This is a genomic window from Streptomyces sp. NPDC043876 (genome assembly GCF_056435825.1).
In genome coordinates, this window is the sequence record NZ_JBWKDV010000002.1 from 66,462 (window position 1) to 86,879 (window position 20,418).

Genomic DNA, 20,418 nt, shown 5'->3' on the forward strand with positions numbered 1-20,418 from the left:
CGGGCGATCCGGGCAGGGTGCCCGCGCGGGCCGTGCCCGGCCGACCCTCGCGCCGGGTGCCCCGGAAGATGTGCCAGAGTTGCCACCTCCCGGTCGTGAGCACGTACCGTACGGCGGAACAGGCGTGAGCGCCGGGACATCGGGAAGGGGCAGCTGGGTTGACCACGCACGCACCGCACGCACTGCACGCACCGGATTCACCTCAGGGGCCGCAGCCGACGCAGTCCGTGACGCTGCCGGCCTCGCTCGACGAGGCCGTGGCGGCGCTGGCCGCCATGCCCGCCGCCGTGCCCGTGGCCGGCGGCACCGACCTCATGGCCGCCGTCAACGCCGGGCTGCTGCGCCCCGCCGCGCTGGTGGGCCTGGGCCGGATCAACGAGATCCGCGGCTGGCAGTACCAGGACGGCCACGCCCTCCTCGGCGCCGGGCTCACGCACGCGCGGATGGGCCGCCCCGACTTCGCCGCGCTGATCCCCGCCCTGGCGGCCGCCGCACGCGCGGCCGGGCCGCCGCAGATCCGCAACGCGGGCACGCTCGGCGGGAACATCGCCACGGCCGCCCCGACCGGCGACGCGCTGCCGGTCCTCGCGGCGCTGGAGGCGGTCCTCGTCATCGTCGGCCCGGGCGGTTCGCGCCGGGAGATCCCGGTCTCGCACCTGCTGGCCGGGCGCGAGATGCTGCGGCCCGGTGAACTGATCGGCTTCGTCCGGGTGCCCCTGCTGCACGCGCCGCAGGTGTTCCTGAAGGCCACGGGCCGCACCGGCCCGGGGCGCGCGGTGGCGTCCGTGGGGCTCGTACTGGACCCCGCGCGCCGGGGCGTGCGCATCGCGGTGGGCGCGGTCGCGCCGATGCCGCTGCGCCCGCTGGAGGCAGAGCAGTGGGTCGCCTCGCTGATCGACTGGGACGGCGAGCGCACGCTGGCTCCGGACGCGCTGGAGGCCTTCGGCGAGTACGTCGCGGCCGCCTGCGTACCGGACCAGGGCGAAACGGTGGCTCCGGCGGTGCTGCACCTGCGCCGCACGGTGGCGGTACTGGCACGGAGGGCCCTGGGGAGGGCGCTGACCTCATGAGTGAGAACGAGAACGCGAGCGACGGCGTGGGCGACGACGGTACGGGCAATGACGGCGCGGGCACCGCGTGGGGCTGGGAACCGGTGCCGCACGGCGGCGAGTACGACTCGGACGCGACGGCGTTCGTGCAGCTGCCCCCGGACATGATGGGCGCGGCGGGGACCGGGGAGCCGCTGGCGGCCCCCGGGCACGGGTTCGTGCCGCCGCCGATGATCGTCCCGCTGGGCTCGGCCGGTACGGACCCGGCCGCGACCGGGACCTGGACGCTGCCCGTGCGGTGGCCGGAGGCGGGCGGCTCGGCCCCCGCGGAACCGGCCCCCCGGGCGCAGAGCGCCCAAGCGCCGGTGCTGGGCCCGATCCCGGCGGTCATCCCGATGCCCGCGTCGGCGATCGCCTCGCTCCGGGGGGAGACGGACCAGGGCTTCGGTGGCGACGGCGCGGCCGGCGCCGGTGCGGTTCCGGGGTACGAGCACGCCTACGAGTACGGGCACGAATCCGCGTCGACCGCCGAATGGCGCTTCCCGGAGACCGCGGAGAACCTCGACGACCCGTACGCGCACGGGAACGGGCACGCGGCCGGTGGCGACCAGAGCGGGCACACCGGCCAGTTCGCGCTGGGCCCGCAGGACACGCACGGCTCGCAGGACACGCACGGCCACCAGGACACGCACGGCACGCAGGACGCGCACGGCCAGCAGGACGCGCACGGCACGCAGGACACGTACGGCACGCACGGCGGGCAGACCGGTCAGTGGGCGGTGCCCGTGGTGGACGGGGAACTGCCCCGGGAGTCCGGCGAGTTCCGCCACGGCGGCGGTCCGGAGGCGGACTGGAGCCGGGCCCCGGCCACCCTGCCGGGCGGCGCCGCGGCCCCCTGGGCCACCCAGCCCGGGCACGGGCACACCGCCGCCGAGGGGTTCGCCGAGCAGCCCGCCGAGTCCGGTGCGGAGGCCGGTGCCGAGTCCGGTGACAGCGCCGGTGCTGGTGCGATTGCGGGTGCGCAGGGAACCCCGAGCGCCTTCGACGCCTTCGGCGCCCTGGACCCCGAGCAGACCATGAGCGCGGGCGCGCTGCCCGCCGCCGGCCCGGACATCGGCCCCGACTCCGGCGACGGGTCGGGGCGCCGGGTACTGGGCGGACCCGGCGTCGGCACGCCCGCACCGCTGCCGTACGGGCCGCGGGTCATCGGCGGCCCCGGCGTGGGCACACCGCTCCCGGAGCACCTGCGGCACCTCGAACACCCGGACCACTTCGACCACGCCGCGCACGGCGAGGGGGCGCCGCACGGGGCCCCGGACATCGACGCCGCGCACGGCGCCGCCGCGGCCCCGGTGGCCTCGGAGCGCCCGCACCCGGCCGCGGACCCCGCGGCGCCGGAGCGGACCCCGGGCTTCGCCGGAGCGGACGGCGCGCCGGGCGGGGCCGAGGGGGAGCACCGGGAAACCGGTACGGCCCCCGGGGACGGGGACGCGGCGGACGTCCCGGACGAGCGGGCGGCGTACGACGGGGGTGAAGGGGCGGGGGGCTCCGCGGAGGCTTACGGGGCGGGGCCGGAGGAGGGTCCGGAGGCGGGCTCGGCTTCGGCGCCTGTGGATCCGGTGGTTCCGGTTCCTCCGGCTCCCGTTCCGGTTTCGGTGGAAGCGGAGGTGCCCGTTCTTGCGGAGGCGCCGCTTCCGGTGCACGAGGAGCACCCCCTCGCCTCCTACGTGCTGCGCGTCAACGGCGCCGACCGGCCCGTCACCGGCGCCTGGATCGGCGAGTCGCTGCTCTACGTGCTGCGCGAGCGGCTCGGGCTCGCCGGAGCCAAGGACGGCTGCTCGCAGGGCGAGTGCGGCGCCTGCGCGGTGCAGGTCGACGGCCGGCTGGTCGCCTCCTGCCTGGTGCCCGCCGCGACCGCCGCGAGCAGCGAGGTCCGCACGGTCGAGGGGCTGGCCACGGACGGCGAGCTCTCCGACGTGCAGCAGGCGCTGTGCCGGTCGGGAGCCGTCCAGTGCGGGTTCTGCGTACCGGGCATGGCCATGACGATCCACGACCTGCTGGAGGGCAACCACGCCCCCAGCGAGCTGGAGACCCGCCAGGCCCTGTGCGGCAACCTCTGCCGGTGCTCCGGCTACCGCGGCGTCATCGACGCCGTCGGCGAGGTCGTCGCCGAGCGCGAGGCCGCCGCCGAGGCCGCGACGGCCGGCCCGCACGGCGACGCCCAGGGCGGCGCGGAAGCGCGCATCCCGCACCAGGCGGCCCCCGGCGAGGGCGGCATCCACCCGGACCACCAGCACGGAGGCATGGCGTGAGCGGGCACGACGCGGCGACGGCGACGGGACCGGCCGCGGGAGCGGCGGGCACGGGCCCGGGAACCGGACCCGCCACCGGATCGTTCTCCATCACGGCGATGGCCGAGGCCGCCGAACCCGAGGCGCTGCGCGGAATCGGCGCGTCCGTCCCGGCCGCCGACGCCCGCGCCAAGTCCGAGGGCACCTTCCCCTACGCGGCCGACCTGTGGGCCGAGGGCCTGCTCTGGGCCGCCGTCCTGCGCTCCCCGCACGCCCACGCCCGGATCCGCTCCATCGACACCTCGGCCGCCGTCGCGATGCCGGGCGTACGGGCCGTGGTCACCCACGCCGACGTCCCCGGCTCCACCACCCACGGCCGCCGCATCGCCGACCGCCCGGTCTTCGCCCACGACCTGGTCCGCCACCACGGCGAGGCCATCGCCGCCGTGGCCGCCGACCACCCCGACACGGCCCGGCTGGCGGCCGCCGCGATCGCGGTCGAGTACGAGCTGCTGGACGCGGTCACCGACCCCGAGCACTCCTTCGGCGCGCCGCCCCTGCACCCCGACGGCAACCTGATCCGGCACATCCCGCTGCGCTACGGCGACCCGGAAGCGGTCGGCGAGGTCGTCGTCGAGGGCCTGTACCGGATCGGCCGCCAGGACCCCGCCCCCATCGGCGCCGAGGCCGGGCTCGCCGTGCCGCGCCCCGACGGCGGCGTCGAGCTCTACACCGCCTCCACCGACCCGCACACCGACCGCGACCTCGCCGCCGCCTGCTTCGGTCTCGAACCCGAGCGGGTCAAGGTCGTCGTCACCGGCGTCCCCGGCGCCACCGCCGACCGCGAGGACCCCGCCTTCCAGCTCCCGCTGGGGCTCCTCGCGCTGCGCACCGGCTGCCCCGTCAAACTGGCCGCCACCCGCGAGGAGTCCTTCCTCGGGCACGCCCACCGGCACCCGACCCTGCTGCGCTACCGCCACCACGCGGACGCGGAGGGCCGGCTGGTCAAGGTGGAGGCGCAGATCCTGATGGACGCGGGGGCCTACGCGGACTCCTCGTCGGAGTCGCTCGCCGCCGCCGTCGCCTTCGCGTGCGGCCCGTACGTCGTCCCGCACGCCTTCGTCGAGGGCTGGGCCGTGCGCACCAACAACCCGCCGTCGGGCCACGTCCGCGGCGAGGGCGCCATGCAGGTGTGCGCGGCGTACGAGGGCCAGATGGACAAGCTCGCGGCCGCCCTCGGCATCGACGGCGCCGAACTGCGGATGCGCAACGTCCTGGCGACCGGCGACCTGCTGCCCACCGGGCAGACCGTCACCTGCCCGGCGCCCGTTGCCGAACTGCTGCGCGCGGTGCGCGACTTCGAGCTGCCGCCGCTGCCCATGGACACGCCCGAGGAGGAGTGGCTGCTGCCCGGCGGTCCTGAGGGCGCGGGCGAACCGGGCGCGGTGCGGCGCGGCGTCGGGTACGGCGTGGGCATGGTCCACATGCTCGGCGCGGAGGGCACCGACGAGGTGTCCACCGCCACCGTGAAGGTGCAGAACGGCGTCGCGACGGTGATCTGCGCGGCCGTCGACACCGGCCAGGGCTTCGCCACGCTGGCCCGCCAGATCGTGCAGGAAGTGCTGGGCGTGGACGAGGTGGTGACCGCTCCGGTCGACACCGACCAGCCGCCCGCCGGGGCGTCGGCGCACGGCCGCCACACGTGGGTGTCGGGCGGGGCGGTGGAGCGGGCCGCCAAGATGGTCCGTACGCAGCTGCTCCAGCCGATGGCCCACAAGCTCGGCATGTCCACGGAGCTGCTCCAGATCACGGATGGCCGGATCACGTCGTACGACGGCGCGTTCTCCACCACGGTCGCGGAGGCCATGGAGGGCAAGGAACTCTGGGCGACGGCCCAGTGCCGCCCCCACCCGACGGAACCGCTGGACGCGGACGGGCAGGGCGACGCCTTCGTGGGGCTCGCGTTCTGCGCGATCCGCGCGGTGGTCGACGTGGACATCGAGCTGGGTTCGGTGCGCGTGGTCGAGCTGGCCGTGGCCCAGGACGTCGGCCGGATCCTCAACCCCCGCCAGCTGGAGGCCCGGATCGAGGCGGGCGTCACCCAGGGCGTGGGCGCGGCCCTGACGGAGAACCTGCGCTCGGCCGCCGGCCTCATCCGCCACCCCGACCTGACGGGCTACGCCCTGCCGACGGCGCTGGACGCGCCGACCGTGCGGATCGTGAAACTGGTGGAGGAGCGGGACGTCGTGGCGCCCTTCGGCGCGAAGGCGGCGAGCGCGGTCCCTGTGGTGACGGCGCCCGCGGCGGTAGCCTCGGCAGTACGCGCGGCAACGGGCCGCCCGGTCAACAGGCTCCCGATCCGGCCATCGGCGGCGGTCGCGGTGCCCAACTCGTGACCGTGTGACCCGCATTGCACCTGCAACCCCGGACTTGGGTGTGTCGGTGCCGGTCGCTAGAGTGATCTGTACGTCTGCGTACGCGCGCCGGGTTCGGCGCGGAGGCCGCGGACGGGGGGCGGTGGAAACGCCGCTCCGACGGGGAATCACGGGGACAACGGGGATACGGGGAGTCGGGGAGCCAACGTGGCAGCAGAGGACGTGGACAAGAGTGTGATCGCGGCGATCCCGTTCGTCGGACCGGCGCTGGTCGCGACGAACCAGGTGATGATCGCCGCGCAGGCACCGGCGCTGTTCGTCGAGCACGAATCGATGGTCAAGTACAAGCAGCGGGTGGACGCGCTGCTTGAGCAGCTGAAGGGCTCGCCGGCCGACCACGGCAAGATCGCGGACGGCACCCTCGGCAAGACCGACCTCGGCCACGGCTTCCCGGAGGCGGACGGCCTCTACACGGCGTACAACAAGGTCCGCGGCGAGCTGGAGACCCTCTCGAAGGCGCTGGGCGTCCAGATCGAGGCGCTCGGCATCGCGGTGGAGGCCTCGCGCGTGGGCTACGAGAACATCGACGACGACATCAAGCAGCGGATGCGCAAGCTGAACGCCGAGGCGCAGGGCTGGTACGACCCGAAGCTGGACAGTCACAAGGCGGAGCACGACAAGGCGACCGCGGCCGCTCAGGGCCACCCGGACAACGGCAACGGAAGCACCGCGGGGGGTGGGATGTAATGGCGACCAATTTCGAGGGTCACTCGCACCAGGAACTTTTGGCGATGCTGGCTCCTGTCAACGCGGAGACGGTGAAGTCGCGCGGTGAGCTGCTGCAGACGGCCGCGGACACGATCACGAAAATCGGCAACGACCTCAAGAACTACCGGGTCGCAGGCTGGGAGGGCAAGGCCGCCCGAGACTTCGAGGAGTGGGTCAACACCGCGGGAAACTCGACGCTGAAGCTGGGGGACTACAGCAAGACCGGCGGCAAGTGGATGATCCAGGCGGCGCAGACGATCGTCGAGGTCAAGGCGAGCATGCCGAAGTACGACGCGGCGGCGGCGGACAACTACGAGGCGGCGAAGAAGTACCACAACGACCCTGACTCGCGGGAGATCGGTCAGAAGGCGTTCACGAAGCTGAGCGGCGACCACCAAGAGGCTGTCCAGCAGATGACGAAGCTGGCGCAGTCGTACGAGGCGTCGACGACGCAGATGAACGCGGCGGTGCCGCCTACGTTTCCGCCGCCGCCGGCAGCGTTCGTGCCGCAGTCCGTCGACGGCGGATCCGATCTTGCCCGGCCTCGTTCGAGCGGGACCACGGGAGCGAGCGACACCTCATCCACGTCCCGGTCTTCGTCCAGCAGCGATTCGTCGAACACAGCGACTCATGTGCCAGGGCAACACACCTCGTACGACACGACGCCGACCCCGTCGACGACCGGGCCGAGCACCGGGCAGACGCATGTTCCGAGCGTTCCCGACCACAACGTAGGTACCGACCTCAACACAGTCGGGACCCTGCCGGACAAGCCGGTCACCCAACTTCCAGGGACGCCTACCGGCGTCGGCCCGGGCGGGCCTACCGGTGTCGGTCCGGCAGGATCGCTCCCGCCCCTGACGCTCCCGCCGATCGGCGGGATGAAGACGCCCAGTGGTGGTATCGGTGGCGCTGGCGGCGGTCGTTCGCCGATCAGCGGCGTGGGTCCTGGTGGAAGCTTCCCGAACACGTCGGCTCCCGGCGGCAAGGTCGGCGGTGTCGCAGGACTGCCGCCGCGTGACGCCGGCATCACGGGTGGTCGTCCGGTCTCCGCGAACGGACCGAAGTCCTCCATCCCGCGCGGCACGGTCATCGGCAACGAAGGCGGTATGGCAGGTCGCGGCATGGCCGGGGGTATGGGCGGTGCCGGTGGTATGGGCGGTGGCGCCGGTGGTCAGGGCGGTTCGGCCGCTGGTCGGCGGTTGGCCAGTGAGCCCGGCGGCCTGGTAGGTGGCCGTCAGCCGGGTGCGGGTGGCCGTTCGACCACGGGCGGAAAGCCGTTCACCCAGGGCGGCTCGGGTCTCGTGCGGAACCAGGGTGGTGGTGCGGCCGGCGGCGTCGGCGGTGCCATGGGCCACGGCGGCGCGGGTGCCCGCACGGGTGGCAAGAAGCGCAACGACCAGTCGGGCGAACGCCCGGATTACCTGGCCGAGGACGAAGAGACCTGGCAGGGCAGCCGTCGTGTTGTCCCGCCGGTGATCGACTGAGCGAACGGGACACTGCACGAGATGCGCATGCGGAAAGCCACGTCGGTCCTGATGGGCCTCCTGCTGGCCGGAGTCGCCGCGACTCCGGCCCACGCGGAGACCATCCGGTCCATGCAATGGCATCTCGATTCCATGAAGGCCGACGAGATGTGGAAGACCAGCACGGGCAAGGGGGTCACTGTCGCTGTCATCGACACGGGGGTGGCCCAATTGGCTGAGCTGGAAGGGCAGGTCCTGCCGGGCAAGAACCTTGCTACGACGTACCAGGGTGATGAACGCACCGATTACGAGAAGCACGGTACGACCATGGCCGCGCTCATCGCCGGAACGGGGAAAGGGCCGGACGGCGACGGAGCATTCGGGTTGGCGCCGGGCGCGAAAATCCTGCCCATTCGCGTACCCCACGAGGAGGATGGGTCCAGCCCGTCGTGGACCAGCGCCATCCGATACGCGGCGGACTCGGAAGCCAAGATCATCAACATTTCGCTTGCCACCAACGAGGAAGACCCTGCTCGGCAAGAGGCGGTGAAATACGCCCTCTCCAAGGGAAAGTTGATCTTTGCGGGTGTAGGAAATACAGGCGTTGGGGCGAACCCGGTCCTGTATCCGGCTGCCACCCCCGGAGTCGTGGGCGTCTCGGCGATTGATCAGCAGGCGAACGCCACACAGGAGTCGCAACACGGTCTGCAAGTGGACCTTGCGGCTCCAGGAGTGGACATCGTCACCGCCTGCGGCGGGAAGACGGGGCTCTGCAAGAACCACGGCACCAGCGACGCCACCGCCCTAGCCTCCGCCTCCGCCGCCCTCATCTGGTCCGCCCACCCCGACTGGACCAACAACCAGGTTCTCCGCGTCCTCCTCAACACCTCCGGCAAGCCCCGCGACGGCGTCGAGCGCAACGACTACATCGGCTACGGCGTCGTCCGCCCCCGCATCGCGCTCGCCACCCCCGGCGACCCCGGGCCGGCCAACGTCTACCCGCTGCCCGACCTGGCCGCCGCCGAGGCGAAGGGCAAGGCGACGCCCTCCTCCGCCCCCTCGGCCTCCACCGACGGCAAGACGCCAGAGAAGGCCACCCGCGTCCCCGAGGCTGCGGAAGCCGGCGGCGGCCTCGGGGCCGTGACCTGGATCGCCCTGGGGCTGGGCGCGTGCCTGGTGATAGGCGGCGCCGTCACCGCCGTCGTCGTACGCCGCAACCGCCGACCCTAGGAGCACCGGACCGGATGTCCTTCGAACAGGAGTGGTCCTCCGCGCGCGCCGCGGTGCGCCTCAACCACGTCCCCGCCGCACCCGGACCCGGCGGCCCCGCCGGCGGGGCGGACCTGAGCATCGCCGATGACGCCCTCGGCGCGGTCGGCAGCGACGCGTACGTCCTGCACGAGCGGCTCTCGCGCGAAGGCGACCACGCCCGCGTGGCCACCTTCGACGCGTCGATCGCCCTCACCAACCGCAACTTCACCAGCGGCGCGGCCCTGCTCAAAGTGCACGACCGCTGGAGTTCCCAGCTGAAGGTGCTCGTGGCGGCCTGCGCGAACATCTCCAACCACCTCGACTACACCGTGGCCTCCCACGCCAGGGAAGAGGCGGACCTCGTGGCCACCCTGTCGGCGTCGAAGGTCAACGAGTACCTCAAGTAGGCCGCCAGGCCCGTAGGAAGGCATCGCAGGCACGTGCTGACGTTCGAGAACGTGATGAACGCTCCCCTGGAGAAGCTCCAGACCGCCGTACAGGACTGGGGCGCGATGGCCACGAAACTGGCGGAGCTGGCGGAGTCGGCCCGTACCGGCATGCGGGCCAAGTCCGACAAGGCCGACTGGAAGGGCGCCAACGCGGACGTGACGAAACCGTTCGTGGCCAAGACCGCGAAGGAGTTCGACGACGCGGCCAAGGAGGCCAAGGGCATCCACCTCGTGCTGGCGGACGGGCACGCCACCATCAAGGCGGCCCGGGACCAGCTCAAGAAGCTCGTGGACGTGGAGGCCCCGGCGGCCGGCTACCAGGTCGACGCCACGGGCCGCGTGACGCCCGTACCGATCGCGGACGCCAAGGAGCGCAACGCCGCCCGGCACGACCCCGACTACCAGAAGCTGGTGCGCGAGCAACGCGACGCGTGGCAGGCGCGGATCGACCGCGCGGTCGAGGACTGCGCGGACGCCGACGACTCGCTGGCGCGGGTGCTCCGGGCCAACGTCACGGACGACCACGACTTCACCGCACCGAAGTACACGACCCTGGACGCCGAACAGGTCGACCGCGCGGCTGCTCTGATGAAGAAGGTGACCGGCCCGGGCGGTACCGCCCGGAACCTCGACGCGCTGCGCGAGCTGGAGGACCTGCTCGACGACAACCGCGCGGACCCGGAGTTCGCCACCGGCTTCTACCGCACGGTGGGACCGGACGACACGCTCAGGATGTACGCGTCGATGTCCCTGGACTCCAGCATGCTCGGCCCCACGGGCGCGGACCGCACCGCCCTGGTCGGCAACATCCAGAGCGAACTGGGCTCCATGCTGGGCCTGGCCACGCACAAGGACGTACCGAACCACCTCGACGCGGCGTGGACGACGCAGCTGATGAAGGCCGGGCGCAAGGAGATGGACGTCGGCCTCCTGCAGAAGGTCTACGGCTACCAGGCGCTCGGGTCGCTGCTGCGCGAGGGCGAGTACGACAAGGAGTTCCTGACGTCGGTCGGTCGCGACATGATCGCGATGGACAACAAGAACCCGAAGCTCTGGGAACAGACCTCCCAGATGAACCTGAACGCGATCCTCAACCACGGAGCCGAGGGCGGCCGGGGCTTCCACCCCCTGACGGGCCTGATGGAGGCCCTCGGCAACAACCCGGACGCCGCGACGGCCCTCTTCAACGAACCGGTCCGCCAGGACAGCAACGGCGACGGCATCGTGACCACGGCCGACAAGGCGGTCAGCGGGCAGCACGGCAAGCCCCAGGGCATGGTCGACTACATGCTCGACAAGAAGCCGTACGACGATGCCTTCGACATCACGCAGACCGGCGAACCCCACCCGGGCCAGGAAGCCCTGGGCAACGCCCTGGAGGCAGCGGTCTCGGGCCGGGTGGCGGGCGACGAAGACGCGAAGCCGGTCCCGCACACCCAGGGCATGGTGGACGTGATGGAACGGGTGGTCGAGAAGATCGGCGACAAGCCCGAACTGGTGGCCCCGAAGCCGGGCAAGGACGCGCCGCTGAGTGGTCTGTCGGGTCATTTCGGTCAGATGGCCGCGGAGTACATGCCGGATATCCAGGCTTCGGCCGAGAATGGCAGCGGGATGATCAAGTCCAACGATGTCATGGCCACCTTCAACAAGGCGGACATGGCCGCCTTCATTGGCGCGGTGGGCCAGGACCCGGACGCGTACGGCGCGATGACCAACTCATCTCGGGCGTTCACCACCGCGTTGATCAGTGACGTCATCGTCCATCGCGGGGAGTACGAGGACGTCGACGCGGGGATCAAGAACGCCGTGCATCCGGGCGGCCAGATCGCAGGCATCCTGTCCGAGGCGAGGGCGGAGGGTTCGTTCGCAAAGAGCGGTCACGACGCGGACGAATACGTCAAGGGCGTCGAAGACAACGCCAAATGGATCAACCGGGGAATCAGCGCCGCCGGGGGCAAGTACCTGGAGCTGTTGCCGGTGGTGGGAGACGTCGTGGAGTGGCTCCAGGAAGACGCGACCGAGAGCGTGGTCGAGCGGGCGGAGAAAGACCAGGCGATCAAGACCGGCGAGGCCGACCAGAAGGCGGTGTACGACTACTCGAACGCGGAGAAGGCGGCGAGTGTCTCGGCAGCACAATCGGTGCGCAAAGCGGCGGACGGACTCGGCGTGAGTCAGCGGACCATCGATGCGTGGGCCGGTGTGGCATCGACGGAGACGTCGAACGCGCACTCTGTGGGCCGTGGCCAGGTCTCGACCTCCAACGGTGGCTCCTGATGCGTCTCGGCCGGTCTCCGCTCATCCTCGGCGCCGCTCTGTTCGCCGGGGTGGCGCTCACGGGATGCGGCGAGGAAGCCAAACCGGCGGTGCGGCTGCTGGAGGAGCGGACCTGCTTCGGGGTTTTCACCCGGGCGGATCTGGACCCGTTCCTGGGTAACGGTGAAAAAGTGCGGGTGTCCGGTCCGGCGGATGCCGAACTGACCACGGGGCGTCGAGGCGTCACCTGCACGGTCGCCGCGGACTCGAACCACTTTCAGGCCGGCGCCACTCGGCAGCCCTTGGGGCAAAGCTTCTTCTGGAACCGGGAAAAAACCTTCCCCACAGCGGATTCGCTCGCCATCGGTGACGAGGCGATTGTGTATGACGTGGGGGCCATGGCGATGGTCAATTGCAAGGGTACCCGTGATCAATTCGGCCTGGAGGTGACCGTCAGCGGGGACGTGGACAAAATCAAGCCCGAAGAACGGCGCCCCCTCTTCACCAAGCTCATCACCAAGCTCCTGGACGCGGCCAAGCAGCAGTCCAAGTGCGGGCAATGACCGAAGGGCGGCGCCCCGCTTGGGGTGCCGCCCTTCGGGCTTGCTGCGCACACAGCAGAAGCCGTGACCGGAATCGAACCGGCGTAACTCGCTTTGCAGGCGAGTCCCTCAACCACTCGGGCACACGGCTGGGGTGGTGAGACGACCGTACGGGGGCGCGCGGGGCGGAGGGAAGGAGTGCCGGGGGGACGCAACGCGACTGCCATGCTGCGTTCACAACCGGGAGGGGCGGTCGGTCCCCGGGGGTGGCTCCGCGCGGCTCTCGGGCCGTCGGCCTAGGGCTGGAGGCGGAGGGGAAGATCGGTCGTCGTGACAGGGACGAACGGCGGGTTGGCCCCTTACCCTGGGGCGATGAGCGCCCTCGAACCCCGTGCACCCGACATAGCCCCCGAGACGGCCACGGCGGCCGAGACGTCCCTGATGGCCGAGATGGCCGACACGTCCATGACGGCCGAGAGGGCCGCGAAGGGCGAGACAGGTGACACGGGCGGCACGGCCCGCGGCGGGATCATGGGGGCCGCGCACCGGACGCTGAGCATCGGGATCATCTCCGTTATCTTCATCATCGCGTTCGAGGCCACCGCCGTCGGGACGGCCATGCCCGTCGCCGCACGGGAGCTGGACGGGATCGCGCTCTACGCCTTCGCCTTCTCCTCCTACTTCACCACCAGCCTCTTCGGCATGGTCCTGGCCGGCCAGTGGTCCGACCGCAGCGGCCCGCTCGGGGCGCTCACCAGCGGGATCGCGGCGTTCGCCGCCGGGCTGGTGCTCTCCGGGACGGCCGCCACGATGTGGCTGTTCGTCCTCGGCCGCGCCGTGCAGGGGCTCGGGGGCGGGCTCGTGATCGTCGCCCTGTACGTGGTCGTCGGCCGCGCCTACGACGAGCGGCTGCGCCCCGCCATCATGGCCGCCTTCGCGGCGGGCTGGGTCGTGCCGTCCATCGTCGGGCCGCTGATCTCCGGAACCGTCACCGAGCACCTCGGCTGGCGCTGGGTGTTCCTCGGGATCCCGGCCATGGTGATCGTCCCGCTGCTGGTCGCGCTGCCGGAGATCCGCCGGTCCGCGGGCGGCCCCGTCGACAAGGGCGCCGCCCCGCAGCCCCTGGACCGGCGCCGGATCCGGCTCGCCTTCGGGATCTCACTGGGGGCCGGGCTGCTCCAGTACGCAGCCCAGGACCTGCGCTGGCTCTCGGTAGTGCCCGCCCTCGCGGGTGGTGCGCTGCTCGTGCCCGCCGTGCGGGGGCTGCTGCCGCGCGGGACGTACCTGGCCCGGCGGGGGCTGCCCGCCGTGGTGCTGCTGCGCGGGGTGGCGGCGGGCGCGTTCATCGGCGCCGAGAGCTTCGTGCCGCTGATGCTGGTGACGCAGCGCGGGCTGAGTCCCACGCTGGCCGGGTTCTCGCTCGCCCTCGGCGGGGCCACCTGGGCGCTGGGCTCCTGGGTGCAGTCCACCGCGCGGGCCGTGCCGCACCGGGAGCGGCTGATGGTGGGCGGGATGCTGCTGGTCGCGTTCTCCATCGCCGCCGCGCCCGCGGTGCTGATCGAGGCGGTGCCCGTCTGGTCGCTGGCGCTGGTGTGGGGCCTGGGCTGCCTCGGCATGGGGCTGGTGATCGGGCCGACCAGCGTGCTGCTGCTCCAGTTGTCGCCGCCGGAGGAGGCGGGCGCCAATTCGGCCGCCCTGCAGATCTCCGACGCCCTCGCCAATGTGGTGCTGCTCGCCCTTGGCGGGGCCGCCTTCGCCGCGCTGGGCGGGGGAGCGGTGCGGGCGGCGCACGCCGTGACCGGAGCCGCCGGGTCCGCGGCCGGGGCCTCCCACCCCGCCGCCTTCGTCGCCGTCTTCCTGCCCATGGCCGTGGTGGCCCTGGCGGGTGCCTGGGTCGCGACGCGCGTCACCGGCCCCCCGGCCGGCACGGCACCCGCGTCCGCCCACGCCCCCGCCGCGAAAACCGGCTGAGGCCCGCCGGACGCGCGGCTACGCTTCCCCGATGAACGAGCTGATCATCAGCCTGCCGGAGGCGGAGCGCGCCGAGCTGGCCGACCTGGCCGACGCGTGCGGCCGTACGCCCGAGGAGTGCGCCCTCGAAGCGGTACGGGCGTACCTGCGCCGGGAGCGCGACGGCGTGGCCGCAGCCGCCGGGCGCCTGGCCGTGCGCCACGCCCCGCTGCTGAAGCGGCTCGGCGCATGAGCGCCGGGGGAGGGGAGCGGTCCGGGACGCGACACCTCACGCTCGCCGAGGTGGGCGACCTGGCGCGGCACGCCTGCGCGGCCCGGGACCAGCCCGTGGAGGTGCGCGCCCCCGGACTGCTGGAGTCCGCCGTGCACCGGCCGCGGGCACGCATGTTCGGCACCCCCGCCTACACGGACCCGTACGAGCAGGCCGCCGTGCTGCTCCACGGGATCGCGGCGAACCACCCCCTGGTCGACGGGAACAAGCGGACCGCGTGGCTCGCGGCCGCCACCTTCCTCGCCGTGAACGGGGTCGATCTCGCCGACGCCGACCAGGAGGCGGCGTACCGCCTGGTCATCGACGTGGCCAGCGGCGCGGAGGGGGACAGCGGGCGGATCGCGGACCGGCTGCGCGCGCTCGCCGCTCGGGTGTGACGCTCGCCGCACCCGCCGAGGTCACGGCCCCGTCCCTTCCGCGGGCCGCGGCCGGGGCCGGTAGGGTGGCCCGGTTGTCCTCCGTACGACTGCCCGCCGCCCGTACCGCTGCCCGTCAGTACGCCACCGAGAGCCCGAACCGGAGACCGTGACTACTACCGCCTCCCACCACCTCTCACCCGCCTTCCCCGGCCGCGCGCCGTGGGGCACCGCAAGCAAACTGCGTGCCTGGCAGGAGGGTGCGCTCAACCGATACCTCGAAGCCCAGCCGCGCGACTTCATGGCCGTCGCGACCCCCGGCGCCGGCAAGACCACCTTCGCGCTGACCCTGGCGTCCTGGCTGCTGCACCACCACGTCGTGCAGCAGGTGACCGTCGTCGCGCCCACCGAGCACCTGAAGAAGCAGTGGGCGGAAGCGGCGGCCCGGATAGGGATCCGGCTCGACCCCGACTACTCGGCGGGCCCGCTGAGCAAGGACTACCACGGGGTCGCCGTCACCTACGCGGGTGTCGGCGTACGGCCGATGCTGCACCGCAACCGGTGCGAGCAGCGCAAGACCCTGGTGATCCTCGACGAGATCCACCACGCCGGTGACTCGAAGTCCTGGGGCGAGGCCTGCCTGGAGGCCTTCGACCCGGCGACCCGGCGGCTCGCGCTGACCGGTACGCCGTTCCGCTCCGACACGAACCCGATCCCCTTCGTCACGTACGAGGAGGGCAACGACGGGATCCGGCGCTCCTCGGCGGACTACACCTACGGCTACGGCAACGCGCTCGCCGACGGCGTGGTGCGGCCCGTGATCTTCATGTCCTACAGCGGCAACATGCGCTGGCGGACCAAGGCGGGCGACGAGATCGCGGCCCGGCTCGGCGAGCCGATGACCAAGGACGCCATCTCGCAGGCCTGGCGCACCGCGCTGGACCCGCGCGGCGACTGGATGCCGAACGTGCTGCGCGCCGCCGACCAGCGGCTCACCGAGGTCAGGAAGGGCATCCCGGACGCGGGCGGGCTGGTGATCGCCGCGGACCAGGACTCGGCTCGGGCGTACGCCAAGCTGATCCGGGAGATCACCGGGACCAAGGCCACCGTCGTCCTCTCCGACGACACGGGCGCCTCCAAGCGGATCGACACCTTCAGCGAGGACGGCAGCCGCTGGATGGTCGCGGTCCGGATGGTGTCCGAGGGCGTCGACGTCCCGCGGCTCGCCGTCGGCGTGTACGCGACGACGATCTCCACCCCGCTGTTCTTCGCCCAGGCCGTCGGCCGTTTCGTGCGATCGCGCAGGCGCGGCGAGACCGCGTCGGTGTTCCTTCCCACGATCCCCTACCTCCTCGGCTTCGCCAACGAGATGGAGGTCGAGCGCGACCACGTCCTCGACAAGCCGAAGAAGCAGGGGGAGGAAGACCCCTACGCCGAGTCCGAGAAGGAGATGGACGAGGCGAACCGGCAGGAGGACGAGGACACCGGCGACGAGGAGCAGATGTCCTTCGAGGCGCTGGAGTCCGATGCCGTCTTCGACCGGGTGCTCTTCGACGGCGCCGAGTTCGGGATGCAGGCGCATCCCGGCAGCGAGGAGGAGCAGGACTACCTGGGCATTCCCGGGCTGCTGGAGCCGGATCAGGTCCAGCTCCTGCTGCACAAGCGCCAGGCCCGGCAGATCGCGCACAGCCGCCGCAAGCCGGACGCGGAGGCCGACCTGCTGGAGCTGCCGGCCGACCGGCGGCCCGTCGTTTCGCACAAGGAGCTGCTGGAGCTGCGCAAGTCGCTGAACACGATGGTGGGCGCGTACGTCCACCAGAGCGGCAAGCCGCACGGGGTCATCCACACCGAGCTGCGGCGGGTGTGCGGAGGGCCGCCGAGCGCGGAGGCGACGGCGGGGCAGCTGCGCGAGCGGATCAAGAAGGTGCAGGAGTGGGCCACCCGGATGCGGTGACCCGGCGGTGTGTTCCCGGCCCCGTCCGCCGTGGTGGACGGGGCCCCGGCGGGGTCCTTCCGGACGCGCTCGGACCCGTGGCCCCGCACCCCGCCTCCACGCCGGGGCAGGTCACGAAATGACACAGGGGCGCGGAGCGAAACGGCACATACGGGTAGCACGCGCCCGGATTCTGGACGAGCCCTTCCGCTGAGCGGACCCGGTCGCTACTGTCCCCGCAATGAACGCCCCGTGGCAACGCCGCCGCGGGAGCGCAGCCGGTGCCATGGTCTGTACCGGCGGCCTCTCCGTGCGTCGCCTAAGGGATACGGCAGCGCTCCACCCCGCGAGAGTCACCGCCGCTCACGAAAGAGGGAGAGGCGTCGTGACCGCGGAAACCTCCCAGACTCTCGACAGAGGGCTCAGAGTCCTCAAACTGCTCGCCGACACCGACCACGGTCTGACCGTCACCGAGCTGTCCAACCGCCTCGGTGTGAACCGCACCGTGGTCTACCGCCTGCTGGCCACGCTGGAGCAGCACGCCCTGGTCCGCCGCGACCTCGGCGGCCGCGCCCGGGTCGGCCTCGGCGTACTGCGGCTGGGACGTCAGGTCCACCCGCTCGTGCGCGAAGCGGCCCTGCCCGCGCTGCGCTCCCTCGCCGAGGACATCGGGGCCACCGCGCACCTGACCCTGGTCGACGGGACCGAGGCGCTCGCCGTGGCCGTCGTGGAGCCGACCTGGACCGACTACCACGTGGCCTACCGGGCGGGCTTCCGCCATCCGCTGGACCGGGGGGCCGCGGGCCGCGCGATCCTGGCCGCCCGTCAGGGGTCCTTGACGGACCCCGGGTACACCCTCACCCACGGGGAGCTGGAAGCGGGCGCCAGCGGCGCCGCAGCGCCCCTGGTGGGCATCACGGGGCTGGAGGGCAGCGTCGGCGTCGTGATGCTCGCCGACGCCGTGCCCGAGCGGGTCGGTCCGCGGGTCGTGGACGCGGCCCGGGAGGTCGCGGACGCGCTGCGCTGACCCGGAGCCGGCACCCGGCGGTTAGATTGGCCGGGTGCTCTCCCGTCTCACACGCATGTCGCGTCCCGCCGCCCTCGCCGTCTGCGCCGCGCCCGTCCTCGGGCTGTTCGCCGTGGCCGCGCTGGCGCCCCTGCCGTACGTCCTCGCGAGCCCCGGGCTCACCACGGACGTGCTCGGCGCCAAGGACGGCAAGCCCGTCATCACGGTCACCGGCGCGCCCACCCGCGCGACGAGCGGCCACCTCCGGATGACCACGATCCTGGCCACCGGCCCCTCCAGCACCGTCGGCCTGGCCGAACTCGTCGACAACTGGTTCCGCACGGACCGGGCGGTCATGCCCAAGGCGGCGGTCTATCCGACGGGCGGGAGCGACAAGGAGATCAACGCGCACAACCTGGAGGAAATGACCAAGTCGCAGTCGGACGCCGTCCTGGCCGCGCTCGGCTTCCTCCACAAGAGCCCCGACACCGTGAAGGTCGAACTGCGCCTCGCCGACGTCGGCGGCCCGAGTGCCGGACTGCTCTTCTCCCTCGGCATCGTCGACACGCTCGACGGTGACGGACAGGGCGGCGACCTCACCGGTGGCCGCGACATCGCCGGTACGGGCACCATCTCCGCGGACGGCGACGTCGGCCCGGTCGGCGGCGTGGCACTGAAGACCCAGGCCGCGGCGCGGGACGGCGCGACCGTCTTCCTGGTGCCCGAGGCGGAGTGCTCGGACGCGAAGTCCGAACTACCCGACGGCCTGCGGCTGATCCCCGTCGCGACCCTGGCGGGAGCGGTCAGCGATCTGCGGGCGCTGAACCGCGGAGGTCCGGTTCCGTCCTGCTGAGCGGGATCGGTATTGCGGCGGACGGCTTCTCCATCGACCGCCAGGCCGGGAAGACCAGCGGCGCGAGGGTCGTCAGCAGGTAGGCCCCGCCGAACAGCAGCAGCGTGGACCCGATGCCCCAGGCCTCCACCAGCAGGCCGGCGGCCAGGCCGCCCAGCGGCATGGTCAGTTCGCAGCCCGCCGTGGTCACGCCCGCGACCCGGCTGCGCAGTTCCTCGGGCACGTGCTCGTAGACCACCGTGGTGAGGACCGGGTTGAGCACGCCCGCGCCGAGCCCCGACAGCGCCATCGTTACGGCCAGCGGCAGCGTGGTGTCCGTGAGACCCGCCACCACGTAGCGCGGGGCCCCGCACAGGACGAAGGCGGCCGCGAACACCAGCCGCCGGGGCAGCCGGTCGCCCCAGGCGCCGTACAGCAGCGCGCCCACCAGGGCGGAGCCCCCGAAGAGGGAGATCAGCAGGCCGATCGAGGTGGCCCCGCCGAGCGCCTCGCGGCCGTGCACCGGCAGCAGGACGGCGCCCCACGCCTGGTCCATGCCGTTCGTCAGCATCACCATGAAGGTGATCCCCGTCAGCAGCCGGGACCCCATGAGGAAGGCCCACCCCTCGTGCAGCTCGGCGCGGTAGCCGGCCGGGGTCACCGCCCGGTCCCGGCCCTGCGGTTCGGCCGCCGGTATCCCCCGCAGGAAGGCGCCGACGAGCAGCGCGGAGACCGCGAAGGTGGCCGCGTCCAGGAGCAGCACGGACTCCGCCCCGAAGAAGGCGATGAGTACGCCCGCCAGCGCGGCGCCGATCATCCGCGCCCCGCGGGACACCGCGTCGTACAGCCCGGCGCCCCGCGTGAGGGTGGTGCCCGCGTGCTCGGCGAGGTGCGGCAGCAGCACCCCCCGGGCGGTCAGGCCGGGGGTGTGCACCAGGCCGCCGACGGCCATCAGCGCGCACAGCATCCAGAACTCCAGTACCCCGGCGTAGTGCAGCAGGGGTATGGCGCCCACGGAGAGGGCGCAGATCAGGTCGGAGGCGACCGAGACCCGGCGGCGGCCGATCCGGTCGATGACCGGACCCGCGACGAGGGCGGCCACGATGACGGGGAGGGTGGCGCAGAAGGCCACGACTCCGGCCCGGCCGGCACTGCCCGTGGTCTGGAGCACGAACCACGGGACGCCGATGAGGGTGAGGGAACTGCCGGCTATGGAGACGGTGTTGGCGGTCAGGACGGCCGCGAACGGGCGCCGGCTCATGCCGCGTGCGGGTGCGCGGGGCCGCGGCCGTAGCCGTGACCGTGGTCGAGCAGCCGGGTCCCGGCGGCGACGAGAGCCCTGCCGAGCAGCGCGCGCACGGCGGGGGCCGGGAGGGGCTCGCCCGCCCGGGCGTGGGCCAGGGCGAGCCGTCGGGTGCCGGCTGCGGCGGCTCCCGCGGCCAGTTCGCCGGCGCGGGCGCTGTGCAGGACGGTGTGGGTCTCGGCAGGTGTGAACGCGTACATGGCAGGACTCTTTCCGGGCAGCAGGAAGCGGGGCAAACGATTTCCGGTGGTCGTGCGGGGCGGTGCGGTGCGGTGCGGTGCTGTGCGGCGGTGCGGTGCGGG

General features: G+C 72.7%; 17 protein-coding genes and 1 tRNA gene. 15 read left to right on the plus strand and 3 right to left on the minus strand.

Translation table 11 applies throughout. From position 1 onward, the window contains the following. Nucleotides 1-158: 158 nt before the first annotated feature. The 9 genes from AC0693_RS05440 to AC0693_RS05480 all read left to right on the plus strand — a co-directional run bounded on the left by AC0693_RS05440 (nucleotide 159) and on the right by AC0693_RS05480 (nucleotide 12,465). Nucleotides 159-1,070: an FAD binding domain-containing protein gene (locus AC0693_RS05440; RefSeq protein ID WP_468463147.1), complete on the plus strand. Its 912-nt coding sequence runs from the start codon at nucleotides 159-161 to the stop codon at nucleotides 1,068-1,070. Further along, a complete protein-coding gene (locus AC0693_RS05445) occupies nucleotides 1,067-3,361 on the plus strand; it encodes a (2Fe-2S)-binding protein (protein ID WP_478801026.1) in 2,295 nt (764 codons plus the stop codon). Before AC0693_RS05440 ends, AC0693_RS05445 begins: the two co-directional genes overlap by 4 nt. Nucleotides 3,362-3,459: 98 nt before the next feature. Beyond that, entirely contained in the window at nucleotides 3,460-5,736 is a 2,277-nt protein-coding gene (locus tag AC0693_RS05450; protein WP_356404846.1) for a xanthine dehydrogenase family protein molybdopterin-binding subunit, read from the plus strand. Nucleotides 5,737-5,922: 186 nt separating this feature from the next. Continuing rightward, entirely contained in the window at nucleotides 5,923-6,462 is a 540-nt protein-coding gene (locus AC0693_RS05455; RefSeq protein WP_478739606.1) for a hypothetical protein, read from the plus strand. After that, the gene (locus AC0693_RS05460; RefSeq protein WP_478801027.1) at nucleotides 6,462-7,970 is read left to right on the plus strand and encodes a hypothetical protein; all 1,509 of its coding nucleotides are present in this window, start codon (nucleotides 6,462-6,464) and stop codon (nucleotides 7,968-7,970) included. Before AC0693_RS05455 ends, AC0693_RS05460 begins: the two co-directional genes overlap by 1 nt. A gap of 21 nt (nucleotides 7,971-7,991) precedes the next feature. After that, nucleotides 7,992-9,179 carry a type VII secretion-associated serine protease mycosin gene (gene mycP, locus AC0693_RS05465; protein WP_478801028.1) on the plus strand — a complete coding sequence of 396 codons (1,188 nt, stop codon included), beginning with the start codon at nucleotides 7,992-7,994 and terminating at the stop codon, nucleotides 9,177-9,179. Between the two features lie 14 nt (nucleotides 9,180-9,193). Further along, the gene (locus AC0693_RS05470; protein WP_469317591.1) at nucleotides 9,194-9,607 is read left to right on the plus strand and encodes a hypothetical protein; all 414 of its coding nucleotides are present in this window, start codon (nucleotides 9,194-9,196) and stop codon (nucleotides 9,605-9,607) included. Nucleotides 9,608-9,640: 33 nt separating this feature from the next. After that, on the plus strand, nucleotides 9,641-11,923 hold the full coding sequence (locus AC0693_RS05475; protein ID WP_478801029.1) for a DUF6571 family protein: 2,283 nt from the start codon (nucleotides 9,641-9,643) through the stop codon (nucleotides 11,921-11,923). Continuing rightward, nucleotides 11,923-12,465 (plus strand): hypothetical protein, encoded by a 543-nt coding sequence (locus AC0693_RS05480; RefSeq protein ID WP_478801030.1) that lies wholly within the window; start codon nucleotides 11,923-11,925, stop codon nucleotides 12,463-12,465. Before AC0693_RS05475 ends, AC0693_RS05480 begins: the two co-directional genes overlap by 1 nt. Nucleotides 12,466-12,523: 58 nt before the next feature. Here the strand turns inward: AC0693_RS05480 and AC0693_RS05485 are convergent. Beyond that, a tRNA-Cys gene (locus AC0693_RS05485) sits at nucleotides 12,524-12,595 on the minus strand. A gap of 380 nt (nucleotides 12,596-12,975) precedes the next feature. Here AC0693_RS05485 and AC0693_RS05490 point away from each other — a divergent pair. From AC0693_RS05490 to AC0693_RS05515, 6 genes are all read left to right on the plus strand, one after another. Further along, a complete protein-coding gene (locus AC0693_RS05490; protein ID WP_478801346.1) occupies nucleotides 12,976-14,415 on the plus strand; it encodes an MFS transporter in 1,440 nt (479 codons plus the stop codon). 31 nt (nucleotides 14,416-14,446) lie between these two features. Further along, on the plus strand, nucleotides 14,447-14,647 hold the full coding sequence (locus AC0693_RS05495; RefSeq protein ID WP_469317588.1) for a hypothetical protein: 201 nt from the start codon (nucleotides 14,447-14,449) through the stop codon (nucleotides 14,645-14,647). After that, entirely contained in the window at nucleotides 14,644-15,063 is a 420-nt protein-coding gene (locus AC0693_RS05500) for a type II toxin-antitoxin system death-on-curing family toxin (protein ID WP_478801031.1), read from the plus strand. The genes AC0693_RS05495 and AC0693_RS05500 overlap by 4 nt, the downstream gene beginning before the upstream one ends. Nucleotides 15,064-15,211: 148 nt before the next feature. Then, entirely contained in the window at nucleotides 15,212-16,996 is a 1,785-nt protein-coding gene (locus AC0693_RS05505; RefSeq protein WP_478801032.1) for a DEAD/DEAH box helicase, read from the plus strand. A 364-nt stretch (nucleotides 16,997-17,360) separates the two neighbouring features. Next, on the plus strand, nucleotides 17,361-18,002 hold the full coding sequence (locus tag AC0693_RS05510) for an IclR family transcriptional regulator (protein WP_329195594.1): 642 nt from the start codon (nucleotides 17,361-17,363) through the stop codon (nucleotides 18,000-18,002). Between the two features lie 55 nt (nucleotides 18,003-18,057). Then, a complete protein-coding gene (locus AC0693_RS05515) occupies nucleotides 18,058-18,834 on the plus strand; it encodes a S16 family serine protease (RefSeq protein WP_469317586.1) in 777 nt (258 codons plus the stop codon). Here the strand turns inward: AC0693_RS05515 and AC0693_RS05520 are convergent. Together AC0693_RS05520 and AC0693_RS05525 are read right to left on the minus strand one after the other, a co-directional pair. Next, entirely contained in the window at nucleotides 18,785-20,074 is a 1,290-nt protein-coding gene (locus AC0693_RS05520) for an MFS transporter (RefSeq protein ID WP_478801033.1), read from the minus strand. The genes AC0693_RS05515 and AC0693_RS05520 overlap by 50 nt on opposite strands. Then, nucleotides 20,071-20,316: a hypothetical protein gene (locus AC0693_RS05525; RefSeq protein ID WP_356404469.1), complete on the minus strand. Its 246-nt coding sequence runs from the start codon at nucleotides 20,314-20,316 to the stop codon at nucleotides 20,071-20,073. The genes AC0693_RS05520 and AC0693_RS05525 overlap by 4 nt, the downstream gene beginning before the upstream one ends. Nucleotides 20,317-20,418 lie beyond the last annotated feature (102 nt).

Bases quoted from the DNA above. Each gene is read 5' to 3' on its own strand.
- AC0693_RS05480 (WP_478801030.1), top strand. From the start codon at position 11,923: ATGCGTCTCGGCCGGTCTCCGCTCATCCTCGGCGCCGCTCTGTTCGCC.
- AC0693_RS05495 (WP_469317588.1), top strand. From the start codon at position 14,447: ATGAACGAGCTGATCATCAGCCTGCCGGAGGCGGAGCGCGCCGAGCTG.
- AC0693_RS05525 (WP_356404469.1), bottom strand. From the start codon at position 20,316: ATGTACGCGTTCACACCTGCCGAGACCCACACCGTCCTGCACAGCGCC.
- AC0693_RS05520 (WP_478801033.1), bottom strand. From the start codon at position 20,074: ATGAGCCGGCGCCCGTTCGCGGCCGTCCTGACCGCCAACACCGTCTCC.
- AC0693_RS05515 (WP_469317586.1), top strand. From the start codon at position 18,058: ATGTCGCGTCCCGCCGCCCTCGCCGTCTGCGCCGCGCCCGTCCTCGGG.
- AC0693_RS05460 (WP_478801027.1), top strand. From the start codon at position 6,462: ATGGCGACCAATTTCGAGGGTCACTCGCACCAGGAACTTTTGGCGATG.
- mycP (WP_478801028.1), top strand. From the start codon at position 7,992: ATGCGCATGCGGAAAGCCACGTCGGTCCTGATGGGCCTCCTGCTGGCC.
- AC0693_RS05470 (WP_469317591.1), top strand. From the start codon at position 9,194: ATGTCCTTCGAACAGGAGTGGTCCTCCGCGCGCGCCGCGGTGCGCCTC.
- AC0693_RS05445 (WP_478801026.1), top strand. From the start codon at position 1,067: ATGAGTGAGAACGAGAACGCGAGCGACGGCGTGGGCGACGACGGTACG.
- AC0693_RS05500 (WP_478801031.1), top strand. From the start codon at position 14,644: ATGAGCGCCGGGGGAGGGGAGCGGTCCGGGACGCGACACCTCACGCTC.
- AC0693_RS05490 (WP_478801346.1), top strand. From the start codon at position 12,976: ATGGGGGCCGCGCACCGGACGCTGAGCATCGGGATCATCTCCGTTATC.
- AC0693_RS05450 (WP_356404846.1), top strand. From the start codon at position 3,460: ATGGCCGAGGCCGCCGAACCCGAGGCGCTGCGCGGAATCGGCGCGTCC.